The following is a 16,832-nucleotide window of genomic DNA, read 5'->3' on the forward strand; positions in this document are numbered from 1 at the left end:
AGGATAGGCCACCGCCAAAGACCGGTTAAGACCGGCTTCCTTTGCATTGCCGAACCAGGAAAACCCTAATGGACCGCGTGCGAAATCTTCTGGAACAGATCCAGAATCGCCTTGAAGAATTGAACAAGGCGGAACGTAAAGTCGCCGAAGTCATCCTGCTCAACCCGCAGCAGGCGACCCGCTTCAGTATTGCTGCCCTCGCCCAGGCCGCTTCGGTCAGCGAGCCGACGGTCAACCGTTTCTGCCGCTCGTTCGGCGTCAGCGGCTACCCCGAACTCAAGCTGCAACTGGCCCAGAGCCTGGCCAGCGGCGCGGCCTACGTCAGCCGCGCGGTGGAAGCCGACGACAACCCCGAAGCCTACACCCAGAAAATCTTCGGCAGCGCCATCGCTTCCCTGGATAGTGCTTGCCAGGCCCTGGATCCGAACCTGATCAGCCGCGCCGTCGACCTGCTGATCCAGGCCCGGCAGATCCACTTCTTCGGCCTCGGCGCCTCGGCCCCGGTGGCCCTCGATGCCCAGCACAAGTTCTTCCGCTTCAACCTGGCGGTGACCGCCCATGCCGATGTGCTGATGCAGCGGATGATCGCCTCGGTGGCGCACACCGGCGAGCTGTTCGTGATCATCTCCTACACCGGGCGCACCCGCGAGCTGGTGGAAGTGGCGCGCATCGCCCGGGAAAACGGTGCCTCGGTGCTCGGCCTGACCGCCGCCGGCTCGCCACTGGCCAAGGCCAGCACCCTGAGCCTGAACATCCCGCTGCCGGAAGACACCGACATCTACATGCCGATGACTTCGCGGATCATCCAGCTCACCGTGCTCGACGTCCTCGCCACCGGCATGACCCTGCGCCGCGGCGTGGACTTCCAGCCGCACCTGCGCAAGATCAAGGAAAGCCTCAACGCCAGCCGCTATCCGGTGGGCGACGAGTACAACTGAGGGCCGTTACCGGCCCTATCGCGAGCAAGCTCGCTCCTACAAGACCCCATTGACCTGTAGGAGCGAGCTTGCTCGCGATGAGACCCTCAAGCCCGAACGCCAACCTCAGCCCCCGCCCGTGCCTGCAAGCTCAGATGCGCCCGCTCCCCCGGCGCCAGGCACAGGCTGTCGGTACCGCCCGCCGCGGCCTCGACGCAGACGAACCCGGACACCTCGTTCCAGCTCACCCCCAGCAGCGGTCGGCTGCCCGGATGCCAGACCACGGTGTCGGCGGTGTCGCCGGTGTCGATGCGCAATTCGCGCTGCCAGGCGTGGTCCTTGAGCTGCAATTCGCCCTCGTGCTGGAACACCCGCTGGCAGCCGCCATCGACCCGCAGCTCGCCTTGTTGCCGGCACGCCTGGCGGCTCAACTGGTCGTAACCCTTGGCGCCGTCGAGCCCAGACAGCGCTACCTCGCCGACGTCGCCAATACGCCAGTAGGCGTGCAAAGCCTGGCTCAGCTGGCACGGCAGGCTGTCCTGGTGCTCGGTGCTCAGGCGCAGGTCCATGCTTTCGCCCAGGTGCGCGTGCAGGTCGACCTGCCAGTCGCACAGCTGCAACTGCCAGTGCAGGTACACGCCCTCGTCATCGCTGCGACTGTCGAGCAGCTTCCAGTCGATCAGCCGCGCCCAGCCATGGGACGGCCAGGCATTTTCGCTCGGGTGACGGCCGTACCAGGGCCAGCACACCGGCACCCCGCCACGGATCGCCCCGACCTGCGGCCACTTCGCCGCGCACCACAGCCAGGGCTTCTGCCCGGTCGGCTGGAAGTGCAGGAGCTGCGCGCCCTGGCGACTGAACACCGCCTGGCACAGCGGATGGTCGATCACCAGCACATCGCGCATCTGATAGCGCTCCCAGGCGAAGGTCGGGCGCTCGCGCAAGGATTTGAAAAAGCGTTGTAGCGGATGCTCATGCATGGGCCACGGTCCTGAAGATCATTGCTGTCCTGATAGTCATCATGCTGCGCAAGCTCCTGTAGCCGCTGCCGCAGGCTGCGATCGGCCGGAACGGCCGTAGCGTCCTCAAGATCGCTGAAGGTCTGCGGCAGCGGCTACAGGGAACGGGTTCGTCCCCAAAAAAAAGCGGATAGCCAAGGCCATCCGCAAAAATGCGCACATAGAGGAGGAGCTTATCGCAACAGCGTTAAGCTCTGTACGAAAAGTGGCTGCGCTCGGTCATGCTGCGTTAAAAACAGGCTCGGAATGCTCATGTAGGCCCCTACACTCCGCTTCCTCGCCTGTTTTTGCCTTGCCTGACCTTCGCTCGCCGACTTTTCGTACAGACCTTAGAACACCGACTGAATTTTCAGACCGGCCACCAGGGCGTTGTCGACTTCATCCACACCGCCTGGATGGGTGATGTACTGCAGGTTGGGACGCACGGTCAGCCAGTTGGTGACATGGAAGCCGTAGTTGATTTCGTAGTTGTACTCAGTCTCGCGGATCGGCGAGAACAGCGGATCGTCGTAGTTGCTGACGCCGTTGGTGTCATTGAGCAACTGGGCGTTTTTCTTCACGTCGTCGTTGACATGGATACGGGCGAAACCGATGCCGACGTCATCCTTCGGACGTGCGTCGAACGGGCCCTTGTACACGAACATCAGCGACTGGTAGTTGTCGATGAAGTTGGTGTCCTTGTCGTGGAACGTGGCGTTGGCCGCGATATTCAGACCGCGGGTCGCATCGCCGTTGTGGGTAGTGAGCTGCTGCTGCCCGACGAACCAGTAGCCGTGCTTGCTGCTGTGCACGCGATAGCTGTCGCGGGTGACCGCGGCGTCCTGGCCATTGACGTCCTCACGCACGTCGCTGGCATCGGCCGTGCTCTTGTAGTAACCGACGCGGTACTCGCCCGGCAGGTTGTTGACCTTCGGCGACCAGACCAGCTCGACCGGCAGCACGGTGCCCTTGGTACCGCTGCCGCTGAGCTTGAAGCCGTTGCCGTGTTCCAGTTGCGACGGGTTCTGGTTGTACGCGCCGATCTGCGCGTACAGCTCAGGGGTGATGTGGTACTTCACCCGCAGTGCCGCCTGGCTGACCGGCCAGTTGTACCAGATGTTGGTTGCCCAGTTGCCCACCTGGGAGCCGCAGAACGCCAGGTTCTGGAAGTCGCAGGGGAAGGTGTTGAAGTCTTCGCCTTCGCCGAAGTAACCGGCCTTGACGTCGAGCTTGCCGTCGAGGAACTGGTGCTGGATCCACAGTTGGGTCAGACGCACCATGTGGCCACGGCCGTAGACTTCCTGGGAGGAGCTCAGGGTGCCGGCACGCGGGTCGCCGATACGGTCGTTGGAGATGTTCTGGCCGTTACGGTTGGTCAGCTGGATCTTCGCCTGGGTGTTGTCCCAGCCCCAGAGTTTTTCCAGGTCCAGGGCCACGCCCAGGCCGAACTGGTCGCTGTAGCGTCCGGTCTTGTCGTCGTTGTAGCCGCCGTGCAGGTTGGCGCCCATTTCGCCAACGTAATCGGCCTTGATGTCGATCCCTTTCTCGAGCAGCTTGGTCCGCTCGCCACCCCAGTCGCCGGTCATCCATTTCGAATCGGCGCTGAACGCTTCGTCAGCGTGCGCGCTACCGGCCAGGGTCATTGCCGCAATCGCTGACAACTGGCAGATCAAGCGTGCATTGGTGCTCTTGTTTTTCATCCCTACATCCTCGTCTTTATTGTTATTAACTGTTTTTCTCTAACGCGGTTTACACCTGATGCGACGGATGACAGGCCATCCGCCGCGCATTCGGTACGTCCTTGCTCCAATAACGCGGGCCTCAACGCCCCTTGAACTGCGCCACGTTGCTGGCGTGGGTTTCGGCCTGCGCAGGGGCCGCAACACCCAGGCGCTCGCCACTCTTGGCATCGAACAGCAGAACCTTGGCCGGATCGAATTGCAGGGTCAGGGTTTCGCCGACCTGCGGCGCCACATCCGGCGCCAGGCGGCAGCAGACCTTGGTGCCGTTGAGGTTGACGAACACCAGGGTGTCGGGGCCGGTCGGCTCGGTGACCTGGACCTCGGCGCGCAAGGTCGGCAGGCCGTTGCCCTCGCCGTTCGCCAGGCCGATCTGCTCCGGGCGGATGCCGAGGATCACTTCACGGTCTTCCAGGCCGGCGTCCTGCATGCCCAAAGGCAGCTCGCAACGGGCCTGGCCGCTGTCCAGCAGGGCCAGCAGGCGGCCGTCCTTGCGTTGCAGGCGCAGGGGGATGAAGTTCATCGGCGGCGAGCCGATGAAGCTGGCCACGAACAGGTTGGCCGGGTCGTTGTAGATCTGTTTCGGAGTACCGAACTGCTGGATGATGCCGTCCTTCATCACCGCCACCTTGTCGCCCAGGGTCATGGCTTCGATCTGGTCGTGGGTGACGTAGACCGTGGTGGTTTTCAGGCGTTGGTGCATCAGTTTCATTTCGGTGCGCATCTCGACCCGCAGCTTGGCATCGAGGTTGGACAGCGGTTCGTCGAACAGGTAGATCTTCGGCCGCCGCGCCAGGGCCCGGCCCATGGCCACGCGCTGTTGCTGGCCGCCGGACAGCTGGCCGGGCTTGCGGCTGAGCAGGTGTTCGATCTGCAGCAGCTTGGCCACCCGCGCCACTTCCTCGTCGATCTCGGCGGCCGGCATCTTGCGGATCTTCAGGCCGAAGGCGATGTTGTCGCGCACGCTCATGGTCGGGTACAGCGCGTAGGACTGGAACACCATGGCGATATCGCGGTCTTTCGGGCTCATGCCGCTGATGTCGGCGTCGTCCACCAGGATCGCCCCGCCGCTGATGTTTTCCAGGCCGGCGATGCAGTTCATCAGGGTGGACTTACCGCAGCCCGAGGGCCCCACGAGAATCAGGAACTCACCGTCATCGATCTTCAGTTCGATGTTCTTCAGGGTGTCCGGCAAGCCGCTGCCGTAGGTCTTGTTGACGTTGCGTAATTCGAGAGTTGCCATCTTTTACCCCTTGACCGCGCCGGACGTCAGCCCACGCAGGAAATACTTGCCAGCGAATATGTAGACCAGCAGTGTCGGCAGCCCGGCGATCATCGCCGCCGCCATATCAACGTTGTATTCCTTGGTCCCGGTGCTGGTGTTGACCAGGTTGTTCAAGGCCACGGTGATCGGTTGCGCATCGCCGCTGGCGAACACCACGCCGAACAGGAAATCGTTCCAGATCTGGGTGAACTGCCAGATCAGGCAGACCATGACGATCGGCACCGACATCGGCAGCAGGATCTTGCCGAAGATGGTGAAGAAGCCCGCGCCGTCCAGGCGCGCGGCCTTGACCAGGGCGTCCGGGATGCTCACGTAGTAGTTGCGGAAGAACAACGTGGTGAACGCCAGCCCGTAGACCACGTGCACCAGCACCAGGCCGCTGGTGGTGTTGGCCAGGCCGAACTTGCCGAGGGTGAAGGACGCCGGCAGCAGCACGGTCTGGAACGGCAGGAAGCAACCGAACAGCAGCAGGCCGAAGAACAGCTGCGAACCGCGGAAGCGCCACATCGACAGCACATAACCATTCATGGCACCGACGAAGGTCGAGATGATCACCGCCGGCACGGTGATCTTCACCGAGTTCCAGAAGTAGCCACCCACGGTGTCCCAGGCTTTGATCCAGCCGATGCCATCGATCACGGCCGGCCAGCTCAGCAGGTTGCCGGTGCGGATGTCTTCCGGGGTCTTGAAGCTGGTGAGCAGCATCACCACCAGCGGCACCAGGTACACCGCCGCGGCCAGCAGCAGGGTGGCGTAGATGGCGATGCGGCTGAAGTTCAGCGCAGGTTTTCCGAGCTGGTTAGTCATGGCGTTTGCCTCGCAGTTCGGAGTACAGGTACGGCACCAGGATGGTCAGCACCGCGCCCAGCATCAGCATGGCGCTGGCCGAACCTATGCCCATCTGGCCACGGCTGAAGGTGAAGGAATACATGAACATCGCCGGCAGGTCGGACGAGTAGCCAGGGCCGCCGGCGGTCATCGCCGCCACCAGGTCGAAGCTCTTGATCGCGATGTGCGCGAGGATCATGAAGGCGCTGAAGAACACCGGGCGCAGGCTCGGCAGGACGATCTTCAGGTAGATGGTCGGCAGGCTCGCGCCATCGACCTGGGCGGCGCGGATGATCGACTGGTCGACGCCGCGCAAGCCGGCGAGGAACATCGCCATGACAAACCCCGAGGCCTGCCACACGGCGGCGATCACCAGGCAGTACACCACGCGATCCTGATCCACCAGCCAGTCCAGGCGAAAGCCTTCCCAGCCCCAGTCACGCAGCATCTTGTCCAAGCCCAGGCCAGGGTTGAGCAGCCACTTCCAGGCGGTACCGGTGACGATCATCGACAGCGCCATCGGGTACAGGTAGACGGTGCGGATAAAGCCTTCCTTGCGGATGCGCTGGTCCAGCAGCACCGCCAGGAACACGCCAAGCACCAGGCTGATGCCGATGAACATGCCGCCGAACAGCGCCAGGTTCTTGCTCGCCACCCACCAGCGGTCGTTGTCCATCAGGCGCATGTATTGCTGCAGGCCGACCCACTTGTAGCTCGGCATGAAGCTGGAATTGGTGAAGGACAGAATGAACGTCCAGATGATGTAACCGTAAAAACCGACCAGGACGATCAGCATGCTTGGCGCCAGGACCAACTTGGGGAGCCAGCGCTGCAGCGCGTCGAACGGTGAGGCTTTGCTGAAAACCGCCACAGAGCTCATCGGGATAATCCAATTGAAGAAGTGAGGTCCGACACGCCCCCTGTAGGAGCGAGCTTGCTCGCGATAGCGATCCGACTGCCGACACCTCTGTCGAATGTCATGCAGTCATCGCGAGCAAGCTTGCTCCTACAGGGGAAAGAGCCGTCAGATAAATCGCCGCAGGCAGGCCTGCGGCATTCGGAGTTACTGAGCAGCCTTGACCGCCGACGCCAGCTGCGCACTGGCCTTGGCCGGGTCCGCGTCCTTGTCGTTCATGAAGTTGGTCACCACATCGAAGATCGCGCCCTGCACGGCCAGGGAGGTGGCCATGTTGTGTGCCATGCTCGGTTGCAGGCCGCCGGTCTTGTCGTCGGCCAGGAAGTCCTTGGCCGCCGCCTGGGCGCAGGAGTCGAAACCTTGCGCGGCCATGTCGTTGAGCATGTCGGTGCGCACCGGGATCGAACCCTTGTTGATGCTGAAGACCTTCTGGAAGTCCTTGCCCAGTGCAACCTTGGCCAGGTCCTGCTGCGCGGCGATATCGCCCTTGCGATCGGCCTTGAGCTTGAACACCGCCAGGGAGTCGATGTTGTAGGTGAAGGCTTTGTCGGTGCCCGGGAAGGCCACGCACTGGTAGTCCTTGCCGGCAACTTTCTTCGCCGCGGTCCACTCGCTCTTGGCCCAGTCGCCCATCATCTGCATGCCGGCCTTGCCGTTGATGACGTCGGCGGCGGCGATGTTCCAGTCACGCCCGGCGCGGTTCGGGTCCATGTAGCCGGTGACTTTCTTCAGCTCGGTGAAGGCCTTGGTCATCTCCGGGCCGGCGAGGGTTTTCTGGTCCAGGTCGACCAGGGCTTTCTTGTAGCCATCGGCGCCCATGACCGAGAGCACCACATCTTCGAACACGGTGCTGTCCTGCCATGGCTGGCCGCCGTGGGCCAGGGCGATGAAGCCGGCGGCCTTGAGCTTGTCGCCGGCGGCATAGAATTCTTCGAGGGTGGTCGGGGCCTTGTCGATCCCGGCCTTCTTGAAGACTTCCGGGTTGATCCACAGCCAGTTGACGCGATGGATGTTCACCGGCACGGCGACATAGTCACCTTCGTACTTCACGGTGTCGGAGACTTTCTTGGAAAGCAGGCCGTCCCAGTTTTCCGACTTGGCCACGTCTTTCAGCGCGTCGGTGCTGAGCAGGCCGGTGCTGCCCCACTCCTGGATGTCCGGGCCCTTGATCTGGGCAACGCCCGGCGGGTTGCCGGAAACGGCGCGGCTTTTCAGCACGGTCATGGCCGTGGCACCGCCACCGCCGGCGACTGCGCCGTCTTTCCAGGTGAAACCGTCTTTTTCGACCTGGGCCTTGAGCACATCGACCGCCGCTTTTTCACCGCCGGACGTCCACCAATGGACGACTTCCACGGAACCTTTGGCATCGGCGGCAACGGAAACGAGAGGGAATGCACTGAGGGGAAACAACGAGGCAACGGAAATGACAGCAGCTAGACGAGAAATCGCATTCATCTGAGGTGTACCTTTCTTGTTGTTATGCATGCAAGTCTGGTGCTTGCGCTGCATAGGATTCTAAACAGGGGGCCCATCCGCGCAGGTAACGAAGGGATGCGCGAATGTCACCACATGGTTACACAACACCTAGTCTAGACACTTCGGCGAGCGCCGACGCCATGCTCGGCGCCAGGGGCAGGCGCGGAATCAGCACCGCCTGCCAGGCGTGATACAGGTCTGGCTTGCCGGCCCAGATCTCGGCGCTGGGCCTGTTGTTGCTGTCCAACTCGTGGTGCCAGCTGCCGTGCAGCGGGTCGATGAAATGCTCGGCAGTGAACTCCCAGAAGCGCCGATACCAGGTTTCGTACCGCGCTTCCCCGGTGCGCTGCAGCAAGGCACTGGCCGCCGCCGCAGCCTCGGCGTGGGTCCAGTGCAGGCGCTGGCGCACCACGGGGCGCTGCTGCCAGTCCAGGGTGTAGACGATGCCCGGCGCGCCATCGACGTCCCAGGCGTCACGGCAGGCATTCTCGAAAAGTTTCTGGGCATCCAGCAGCAGCCAGCCGGGGCTGAGCATGCCGGCCTGGCAGCGCGCGGCTTCCAGATGCAGCAGCAGGCGGGCCCACTCGAAGGCGTGCCCGGGGGTGGTGCCATAGGGGCGGAAACCGTCGGCCGGATGTTCCTGGTTGTAATCCGGCAGCGGCTGCCACTGCCGGTCGAAATGCTCGATGACCCGGTAATCGCCGGCGGCGGCATGCTCATGGATGACCCGCTCGACAATGTGCAGGGCACGGTTGAGCCAGCGCGGGTCCTGGGTGACATCGGCCAGGGCGAGGAACGCCTCGGTGGCGTGCATGTTGCTGTTGGCGCCGCGATAGGCCTCCTCGCCGCTCCAGTCGCGGTTGAAGGACTCGCGCATCGCGCCCTCCTCCTCGCTCCAGAAATGCGTTTCGATGACCCCGATCGCCTCCGCCAGCAAGGCTTCGGCGCCAGGGCGCGCGGCCACCACCGCGGAACTCGCCGCCAGGGCGACAAAGGCATGCAGGTAGGCGGCCTTGCCGCTGTTGCCGTCGCCCTGTCCGGGGCTGGCGAACCAGCCGCCGTACTCGCCATCGCGCAGCGCACCGTTGAGCGCGGCGATGCCGTGGTCCACCAGCGCGGCATAACCGGGAATGCCCTGGATATGGGCCATGGCGAAACTGTGGGTCATGCGCGCGGTGTTCATGGTGCCGGCCCGGGCATCGCTCGGCAGGCGCCCGCGCTCGTCCAGGTCGCCGAAGCCTTCGGGCAGCCGTGCCGCGCGGGCGAACCCCAGCAGGCGCTGGCCTTCGGCGGCCAGCCATTGATGATGGGCAGGAGCGTTCAGCCAACTGCTGAACGTCAGTGGAATAGTGTTCATGGCGAACCTGTTGTTGTTCTTATCAGGGCCTTGAGTCTAAACAACGGGTTCGCGCGGGCAGGTAACGAAGGTCACAGGAAATGTCACCAAACCGTGACAAAACCCCTGTAGCCGCTGCCGCAGGCTGCGCTCGAGACCGCAGGGCGCGCAAAACCGGCGCCTCGGTCATACAGCCTAGCGCGGCATAACGTTTTACGACCGCTACGTGGCCGGGCGCAGGCTTCGCCAGCGGCTACAAGGGCATCAATCCATGGAGCGCGGCAGGTACAGGGTCACGCGCAAACCGCCTTCGCGCAGGTTCTGCAGACTGACCTCGCCGCCATGGCTGTGGGCGATGTTGCGCGCGATGCCCAGGCCCAGGCCGTAGCCCTGCTGCTGGCCGGACAGGCGAAAATGCGGCTCGAACACCTGCTCCAGGCGCTGCTCCGGCACGCCCGGGCCTTCGTCGTCGACATGCAGGATGAACGCATTGGCATCGTCGTCGATGTGCAGGTGGGCGTTCTGCCCATACTTCAGCGCGTTGTCGATCAGGTTGCCCATGCAGCGCTTGAGCGCCAGGGGCTTGCCCGGATAAGGCGCCAGCGCCCGCCCCTGCTGGGTCACGCGGCCGTTGCCGTTGGGCGCCAGGTAAGGCTCCACCAGGCAGTCGAGCACCTGGTTGAGGTCCACCGGCTCGATGTTCTCGTGGATATCGGTGTCCTTGACGCATTGCAGCGCGCCCTTGACCAGCAGCTCCAGCTCATCCAGGTCGCGGCCGAACTTGGTTTGCAACTGCTCGTCCTCCAGCAGTTCGACCCGCAGCCGCAGCCGGGTGATGGGCGTGCGCAGGTCGTGGGAAATCGCACTGAACAACTGGCTGCGCTCGGTCAGGTAACGGCTGATGCGCTCGCGCATGGCATTGAAGGCCCGGCCGACTTCCACCACTTCGCTGCCGCCGCCTTCGGCCACCGGCTGCACATCGGCGCCCAGGGACATGTCCCGCGCGGCCCGCGCCAGGCGCTTGAGCGGCCGGCTCTGCCAATGCACCAGCAGGCCGATGAACAGCAGCAGGAAACCGCTGGTGAGCACGATGAACCACACCTGCTGCGCCGGCAGCCCCTGCTCTTCGAGGCTGGTGTAGGGCTCGGGCAACAGCGAGGCGATGTACAGCCACTCCCCCGGCGCCATCTGGATCTGGGTGACCAGCACCGGCGGGTTCACCGGCTCCAGGGTCAGGGCGTAGTGGGCCCAGGAACGCGGCAACTCATCGAGTTTCAGGCCGCCGTTGAAAATCCGCAGGTCCTCGGGACTGACGAAGGTCACCGAGATGTAGGCATCGTTGCCCAGGGATTGGCGCAGCACTTCGTCCACCGCCTTGAGCACCGCCTGCTTGCGCGGCGTGATCGGTAGCACCTCCATGCCCAGCGGCTTGTCGTTGAGGGTCACGACAAAACGGGTGCCGCCCATGCTGCGCAACTGGTCGAGCACCAGCGGCCGATATGCCACCGGCAACGAACGAAAGTAGCTGACGCTGGCGGTCATCGAGTGGGCCAGGCTGCGGGCGCTGGTGACCAGGCCTTCGAGCTGGGTGGCGCGCAATTGCGACACCCAGATCACGCTGGACAAGGTTTGCGCGAACAACACCGCCAGCAGCGTCAGCAGCAACATCCGGCCCAGCAGCGAACGCGGCACCGGCACCCGTGCCAGCAGCTTGCGCGGCCACTCAGTGAGCATTGCCGGCAACCACATTGGCTGCCAACTGGTAACCGCTGCCGCGCACGGTGCGGATCAGCCGTGGCGGCTTCTCGGTATCGCGCAGGCGCTGGCGCAGGCGGCTGACCGCCATGTCGACGATGCGGTCCAGGGGCATCAGCTCACGGCCGCGGGTGGCATTGCCGATGGTGTCGCGGTCGAGGATTTCCTGGGGGTGGTCGAGGAACAGCTTGAGCAGGGCGAAGTCGGCGCCGGAGAGGATCACTTCCTCGCCGTCGTTGTGGAACAGCCGGTGGCTGACCATGTCCAGGCGCCACTCGTCGAAGCACAGCACCTCGCCACCGGTGCGCTCCTGGCCGAACTGCGCACGGCGCAACAGGGCCTTGATCCGCGCCTGCAACTCGCGAGGGCTGAAGGGCTTGCCCAGGTAATCGTCGGCCCCCAGCTCCAGGCCGATCACCCGGTCGGCTTCGTCGGAGCTGGCGGTGAGCATGATGATCGGCACCTGGCCGACCCGCGGATGCTGGCGAATCCAGCGGCACAGGCTGAAGCCGTCTTCGTCCGGCAGCATCACGTCGAGAATCACCAGGTCGCTCGGCGCCTCGTTCAGCGCCTGGCGAAAACCGGCGCCGTCGGGCGTGCTGCGGACCTGGAAGCCGGCGCGACTGAGGTAGGTCTCCAGCAGCTCGCGTATTTCCTGATCGTCATCAACCAACAAGATCGACTTACTGACTGAACTCACGCGGGCCGTCCTTTGTTGTTATGAATGGGGCCGGATTATGCCTTACCGATCAACGAAACGTAGATACCAAGGCTCTGTAGCCGCTACCGAGCCCGCGAGGCTGCGATCGACCTGGGCGGCATTCCGACGAAGCGGGCGCGGGGATTTAAAGATCGCTGAAGGCCTTCGGCCTTATCGCAGCCTCGCAGGCTCGGCAGCGGCTACAGAGGTAGAACTGGATCAGGCAAACGCCTGCTCCAGCGCCACCCCGGCGCCGGTCAGGCCCGAATACGGCGCCGTCACCAGCCACACCGGGATGCCCTTGAAGTAATCGCTCATGCAGCCCTTGTCGGCAAAACAACGGGCAAAACCGCTTTCGACGAAAAAGTCGGCGAACCGCGGGATCACCCCGCCGACGATGTACACGCCACCGCGCCCACCCGTGGTCAGCACGTTGTTGCCCGCCACCCGGCCCAGCCAGCAGCAGAACTGCTCGAGCACTTCCAGGGCGATGGGGTCGCCGGCCAGGCCCGCGGCGGTGATGGCTTCCGGGGTATCGAGCAGCGGCTCGTGCCCGTCCACCGCGCAGATCGCCCGGTACACCCGGGGCAAGCCGCCGCCGCTGAGCGCGGTCTCGGCGCTGACGTGGCCGATCTCGCTGTAGATGTGCTGCCACAACTGGGTTTCCCGCGGGCTGCTCAACGGCAGGTCGACATGCCCGCCCTCGCCCGGCAAGGCGGCCCAGCGGCCTTCGCCCAGATCCAGCAGGGTGCCGACGCCCAGGCCGGTGCCCGGCCCGATCACCACCGCCGGGCGCAACGGCTCGGCGGTGCCTTCGCAAACCACCCGGAACTCGCCGGGCTGCAGGCGGGTCATGCCCAGGGCCATGGCCGAGAAGTCATTGACCAGCAGCAGTTCGTCGACCTGCAAGGTCTGACAGAAGGCCTTGCGGCTCAGGCGCCAGTGGTTGTTGGTAAAACGAAATTCGTCGCCGCCGACCGGGCCGGCCACCGACAGGCACACCGCGCCGATCGCACCCGGCGCCAGGCCGAGGCCGCCCAGGTAGACGCCGATGGCTTCTTCCGGGCTGGCGTGGTCCGCCGTCGCCAGCACCTGGATCGACTCCAGGTGCTGGTCTTTCCACAACGCAAAACGCGCATTGGTTCCACCAATGTCACCGACCAGCGCTAACTTCACTTAAGGTTCTCCAGGGCAGAGGTAAAGGCGCTGGCGCCCTGCTCCGCCGAGCTGAAGGCCATGCGCATGAAACCGAACAATTCGCGGCCGCTGCCGACGTTGTTGCCCAGCAGGCCCTTGGCCGGCTCGCGGGCGGCGAATTCGTCGGCGTCTACCTTAAGCTCCAGCGTGCCCTTTACGCCATCCACGCGAATGATGTCGCCGTCGCGTACTCGCGCCAGCGCGCCGCCGACCTGGGCCTCCGGGCTGACGTGGATCGCCGCCGGGATCTTGCCCGAGGCCCCGGACATGCGCCCGTCGGTGACCAGCGCGACCTTGAAGCCGCGGTCCTGCAACACGCCGAGGAACGGCGTCATCTTGTGCAGTTCCGGCATGCCGTTGGAGCGCGGGCCCTGGAAGCGCATCACCGCCACAAAGTCTTTTTCCAGCTCGCCGGCCTTGAACGCATCGGCCAGGTCCTGCTGGTCCTGGAACACCACCGCCGGCGCTTCGACGATCTGGTGCTGCAGCGCCACGGCGGAGACTTTCATCACCCCGCGACCGAGGTTGCCTTCCATCACCCGCAGGCCGCCTTCCGGCGAGAACGCGCGGGCCACCGGGCGCAGGATGTTTTCGTCGAGGCTTTCGATCGGGCCGTCGCGCCACACCAGCTTGCCGTTGTCCAGGAAGGGTTCCTGGGTGTAGCGGCTCAGGCCACGGCCGGCCACGGTGTTGACGTCTTCGTGGAGCAGGCCGGCTTCCAGCAGTTCGCGGATCAGGAACGCCATGCCGCCCGCGGCCTGGAAGTGGTTGATGTCGGCCTTGCCGTTCGGATAGACGTGGGACAGGGTCGGCACCACCTCGGACAGGTCGGCCATGTCCTGCCAGGTCAGCTGGATGCCCGCGGCCTGGGCAATCGCCGGCATGTGCAGGGTGTGGTTGGTCGAACCGCCGGTGGCGTGCAGGGCAACGATGGAGTTGACCAGCGAACGCTCGTCGACGATCTCGCCGATCGGCGTGAAGTTGCCGCTCTGCTTGGTCAGGCGGGTGACCTGCTGTGCCGCCTCATGGGTCAGGGCGTCGCGCAGTGGCGTGTAGGGGTTGACGAAGGACGCGCCCGGCAAGTGCAGGCCCATGACTTCCATCAGCAACTGGTTGGTGTTGGCAGTGCCGTAGAAGGTACAGGTGCCCGGGCTGTGGTAGGACTTCATCTCCGATTCCAGCAGCTCTTCGCGGGTCGCCTTGCCCTCGGCGTAACGCTGGCGCACGTCGGCCTTTTCCTTGTTGGAAATGCCCGACGGCATCGGCCCGCCCGGGACGAAGATGGTCGGCAGGTGGCCGAAGCGCAACGCGCCCATCATCAGGCCCGGGACGATCTTGTCGCAGATGCCGAGCATCAGCGCGGCGTCGAACATGTTGTGGGACAAGGCCACCGCGGTGGACAGCGCGATCACCTCGCGGCTCGGCAGGCTCAGTTCCATGCCGGCCTCGCCCTGGGTCACGCCGTCGCACATGGCGGGCGTGCCGCCGGCGAACTGGCCGACCGAACCCATCTCGCGCAGGGCCTTCTTGATCTGTTCGGGAAAGTGCTCGTACGGCTGGTGCGCCGAGAGCATGTCGTTATATGACGAAACAATTGCCACGTTGGCGGCATTCATCATGCGCAGGCTGTGCTTGTCTTCCGAGCCGCAGCCGGCAACGCCGTGGGCGAAGTTCGCACACTGCAGCTTGCCCCGTTGCGGGCCATCGCTGGCGGCGCCGCGGATCAGGGCGAGGTAAGCCTCGCGAGTGGCGCGACTGCGGGCGACAAGCCGTTCGGTGACCTCAAGAACGCGGGGATGCATGTGTAGAACTCCAGGCTAACGGATGTGGCGACCTGTTTGTCTATGCTGGTCAAAACGCCCGCGGCACAGGGGATGGCAGAGGGTTTCTTGACCATTTGGACCAGTTGATTCAGGTCACTCGTTGTAGATAAAACAAAATATTGCCACCAAAAAGGCTTGTTTTCTATTTTTTTGCGAATAATCTTGTAATTCCAACAACAAAACTACGGCAGGCGCTTTTCTAATGACTCTACGAATCGCAATCAATGGTTTTGGCCGTATCGGCCGCAACGTCCTGCGCGCACTTTATACCCAAGGCTATCGTCAGGATCTGCAGATCGTCGCCATCAACGATCTGGGTGATAGTTCGATCAATGCCCACCTGCTCAAATACGACACCGTTCACGGCACCTTCGATGCCGAGGTGCAGCACGATCAGGAAAGCCTGACCGTCAACGGCGACCGGATCGCCGTCAGCGCCATCCGCAATCCGGCCGAACTGCCCTGGGCCGCCGAGAAGATAGACGTGGTATTCGAATGCACCGGTCTGTTCACCGACCGTGCCAAGGCCGCCGCCCATATCAGCGCCGGCGCCCGCAAAGTGATTATTTCCGCCCCGGCCAAAGGCGCCGACGCCACCGTGGTGTATGGCGTGAACCACGATATTCTGCGCCAGTCGCACCAGATCATTTCCAACGCTTCGTGCACCACCAACTGTCTGGCGCCGGTGGCCCAGGTGCTGAACCGCGAGCTGGGCATCGAAAGCGGGCTGATGACCACCATCCACGCCTACACCAACGACCAGAACCTGACCGACGTCTACCACAGCGATCCGTACCGCGCCCGTTCGGCCACCCAGAACATGATCCCGAGCAAGACCGGCGCGGCCGAAGCCGTGGGCCTGGTGCTGCCGGAACTGGCGGGCAAGCTGACCGGCATGGCGGTGCGCGTCCCGGTGATCAACGTATCGCTGGTGGACCTGACCGTGCAGCTCAAGCGCAACACCACCGCCGAGGAGGTCAACGCCCTGCTCAAGAGCGCCAGCCAGCACTCGAAGATCCTCGGCTACAACAGCCTGCCGCTGGTCTCCAGCGACTTCAACCACAACCCGCTGTCGTCGATCTTCGACGCCAATCACACCAAGGTCAGCGGCGGCAAGCTGCTCAAGGTCCTGGCCTGGTACGACAACGAGTGGGGCTTCTCCAATCGCATGCTGGATAACTGCCTGGCCCTGTGCAGCGCCGAGTAAACCCACGGCCTGCGGCGCGGGAGCTGCCGCAGGCTGCGATCTTTTGATCTTCACATTCGAGGTTCAAGCGCGCAAAGATCGCAGCCTCGGCAGCTCCTGCAGACTCTCTCCCTCCCGGAGCCACCACCGATGATCGGTATCAGCTTCACCCAGGCCGGCATGGCGGCGCGCAAGCGCATCGCCCTGGTGGCCCACGACCATTGCAAGAGTTTCCTCCTCGACTGGGCCGAGCGGCAGAAAGACCGGCTCGCCGAGCACGACCTGCTGGCCACCGGCACCACCGGCCAGTTGCTGCACCAGCGCCTCGGCCTGCCGGTGGAAAGCATGATCAGCGGCCCCCTGGGCGGCGACCAGCAACTCGGCGCGCGGATCGCCGAGCAGCGGGTGGATATGCTGGTGTTCTTCTGGGACCCCTTCGAACCCCAGCCCCACGATCCGGACATCAAGGCCCTGCTACGGGTCGCGGCGGTCTGGAACATTCCCGTGGCCTGCAACGAATGCAGCGCCGACTACCTGCTCAGCAGCCCGTTGATGGAGCAGGCGCACAGCTACCGGATTCCGGACTACCCGGCCTACCTCTCCGGGCGTCGATGATTCACTCAGGGCTTGACCTTCGACGTAGATGATAAGCATTATCATCTGCTGAAAAAATCAG

The 16,832-nt window shown here is 64.0% G+C and carries 14 protein-coding genes; 3 read left to right on the forward strand and 11 right to left on the reverse strand.

Annotated features, from left to right (window positions below; all coding sequences use genetic code 11):
- Positions 1–77: 77 nt before the first annotated feature.
- Positions 78–938, forward strand: coding sequence for a MurR/RpiR family transcriptional regulator (locus BM019_RS02255; protein ID WP_169914959.1), 861 nt, complete (start codon positions 78–80; stop codon positions 936–938).
- 86 nt (positions 939–1,024) lie between these two features.
- On the opposite strand, the gene BM019_RS02260 is transcribed toward BM019_RS02255, so the two are convergent.
- The 11 genes from BM019_RS02260 to edd form a co-directional block, all read right to left on the reverse strand.
- The gene (locus BM019_RS02260; RefSeq protein ID WP_092417509.1) at positions 1,025–1,897 is read right to left on the reverse strand and encodes a D-hexose-6-phosphate mutarotase; all 873 of its coding nucleotides are present in this window, start codon (positions 1,895–1,897) and stop codon (positions 1,025–1,027) included.
- A gap of 368 nt (positions 1,898–2,265) precedes the next feature.
- Positions 2,266–3,615, reverse strand: a complete 1,350-nt coding sequence (locus BM019_RS02265; protein ID WP_009045229.1) for a carbohydrate porin — start codon at positions 3,613–3,615, stop codon at positions 2,266–2,268.
- Between the two features lie 121 nt (positions 3,616–3,736).
- Complete coding sequence (locus BM019_RS02270; RefSeq protein ID WP_009045230.1) at positions 3,737–4,897, reverse strand: ABC transporter ATP-binding protein; 1,161 nt, start codon at positions 4,895–4,897, stop codon at positions 3,737–3,739.
- A gap of 3 nt (positions 4,898–4,900) precedes the next feature.
- Positions 4,901–5,746 carry a carbohydrate ABC transporter permease gene (locus BM019_RS02275; RefSeq protein ID WP_007926331.1) on the reverse strand — a complete coding sequence of 282 codons (846 nt, stop codon included), beginning with the start codon at positions 5,744–5,746 and terminating at the stop codon, positions 4,901–4,903.
- On the reverse strand, positions 5,739–6,647 hold the full coding sequence (locus BM019_RS02280; RefSeq protein WP_008032969.1) for a carbohydrate ABC transporter permease: 909 nt from the start codon (positions 6,645–6,647) through the stop codon (positions 5,739–5,741). The genes BM019_RS02275 and BM019_RS02280 overlap by 8 nt, the downstream gene beginning before the upstream one ends.
- Positions 6,648–6,830: 183 nt before the next feature.
- Entirely contained in the window at positions 6,831–8,138 is a 1,308-nt protein-coding gene (locus BM019_RS02285; RefSeq protein ID WP_007926323.1) for an ABC transporter substrate-binding protein, read from the reverse strand.
- A 118-nt stretch (positions 8,139–8,256) separates the two neighbouring features.
- The gene (locus BM019_RS02290) at positions 8,257–9,516 is read right to left on the reverse strand and encodes a D-mannose isomerase (RefSeq protein ID WP_092417510.1); all 1,260 of its coding nucleotides are present in this window, start codon (positions 9,514–9,516) and stop codon (positions 8,257–8,259) included.
- A 243-nt stretch (positions 9,517–9,759) separates the two neighbouring features.
- Positions 9,760–11,229, reverse strand: a complete 1,470-nt coding sequence (locus tag BM019_RS02295) for an ATP-binding protein (RefSeq protein ID WP_009045233.1) — start codon at positions 11,227–11,229, stop codon at positions 9,760–9,762.
- Complete coding sequence (locus tag BM019_RS02300; protein ID WP_092417511.1) at positions 11,219–11,950, reverse strand: response regulator; 732 nt, start codon at positions 11,948–11,950, stop codon at positions 11,219–11,221. Before BM019_RS02300 ends, BM019_RS02295 begins: the two co-directional genes overlap by 11 nt.
- 219 nt (positions 11,951–12,169) lie before the next feature.
- On the reverse strand, positions 12,170–13,126 hold the full coding sequence (locus BM019_RS02305) for a glucokinase (protein WP_092417512.1): 957 nt from the start codon (positions 13,124–13,126) through the stop codon (positions 12,170–12,172).
- Positions 13,123–14,949, reverse strand: coding sequence for a phosphogluconate dehydratase (gene edd / locus BM019_RS02310; RefSeq protein ID WP_009045235.1), 1,827 nt, complete (start codon positions 14,947–14,949; stop codon positions 13,123–13,125). Before edd ends, BM019_RS02305 begins: the two co-directional genes overlap by 4 nt.
- A 223-nt stretch (positions 14,950–15,172) precedes the next feature.
- Here edd and gap point away from each other — a divergent pair, with 223 nt between their 5' ends.
- Positions 15,173–16,177 carry a type I glyceraldehyde-3-phosphate dehydrogenase gene (gene gap, locus BM019_RS02315; protein WP_025805853.1) on the forward strand — a complete coding sequence of 335 codons (1,005 nt, stop codon included), beginning with the start codon at positions 15,173–15,175 and terminating at the stop codon, positions 16,175–16,177.
- A 129-nt stretch (positions 16,178–16,306) separates the two neighbouring features.
- A complete protein-coding gene (locus BM019_RS02320) occupies positions 16,307–16,771 on the forward strand; it encodes a methylglyoxal synthase (protein WP_009045236.1) in 465 nt (154 codons plus the stop codon).
- Positions 16,772–16,832 lie beyond the last annotated feature (61 nt).

This window comes from Pseudomonas sp. NFPP07 (assembly GCF_900115645.1).
In the GTDB taxonomy this organism is placed as follows: Bacteria; Pseudomonadota; Gammaproteobacteria; order Pseudomonadales; family Pseudomonadaceae; genus Aquipseudomonas; species Aquipseudomonas chlororaphis.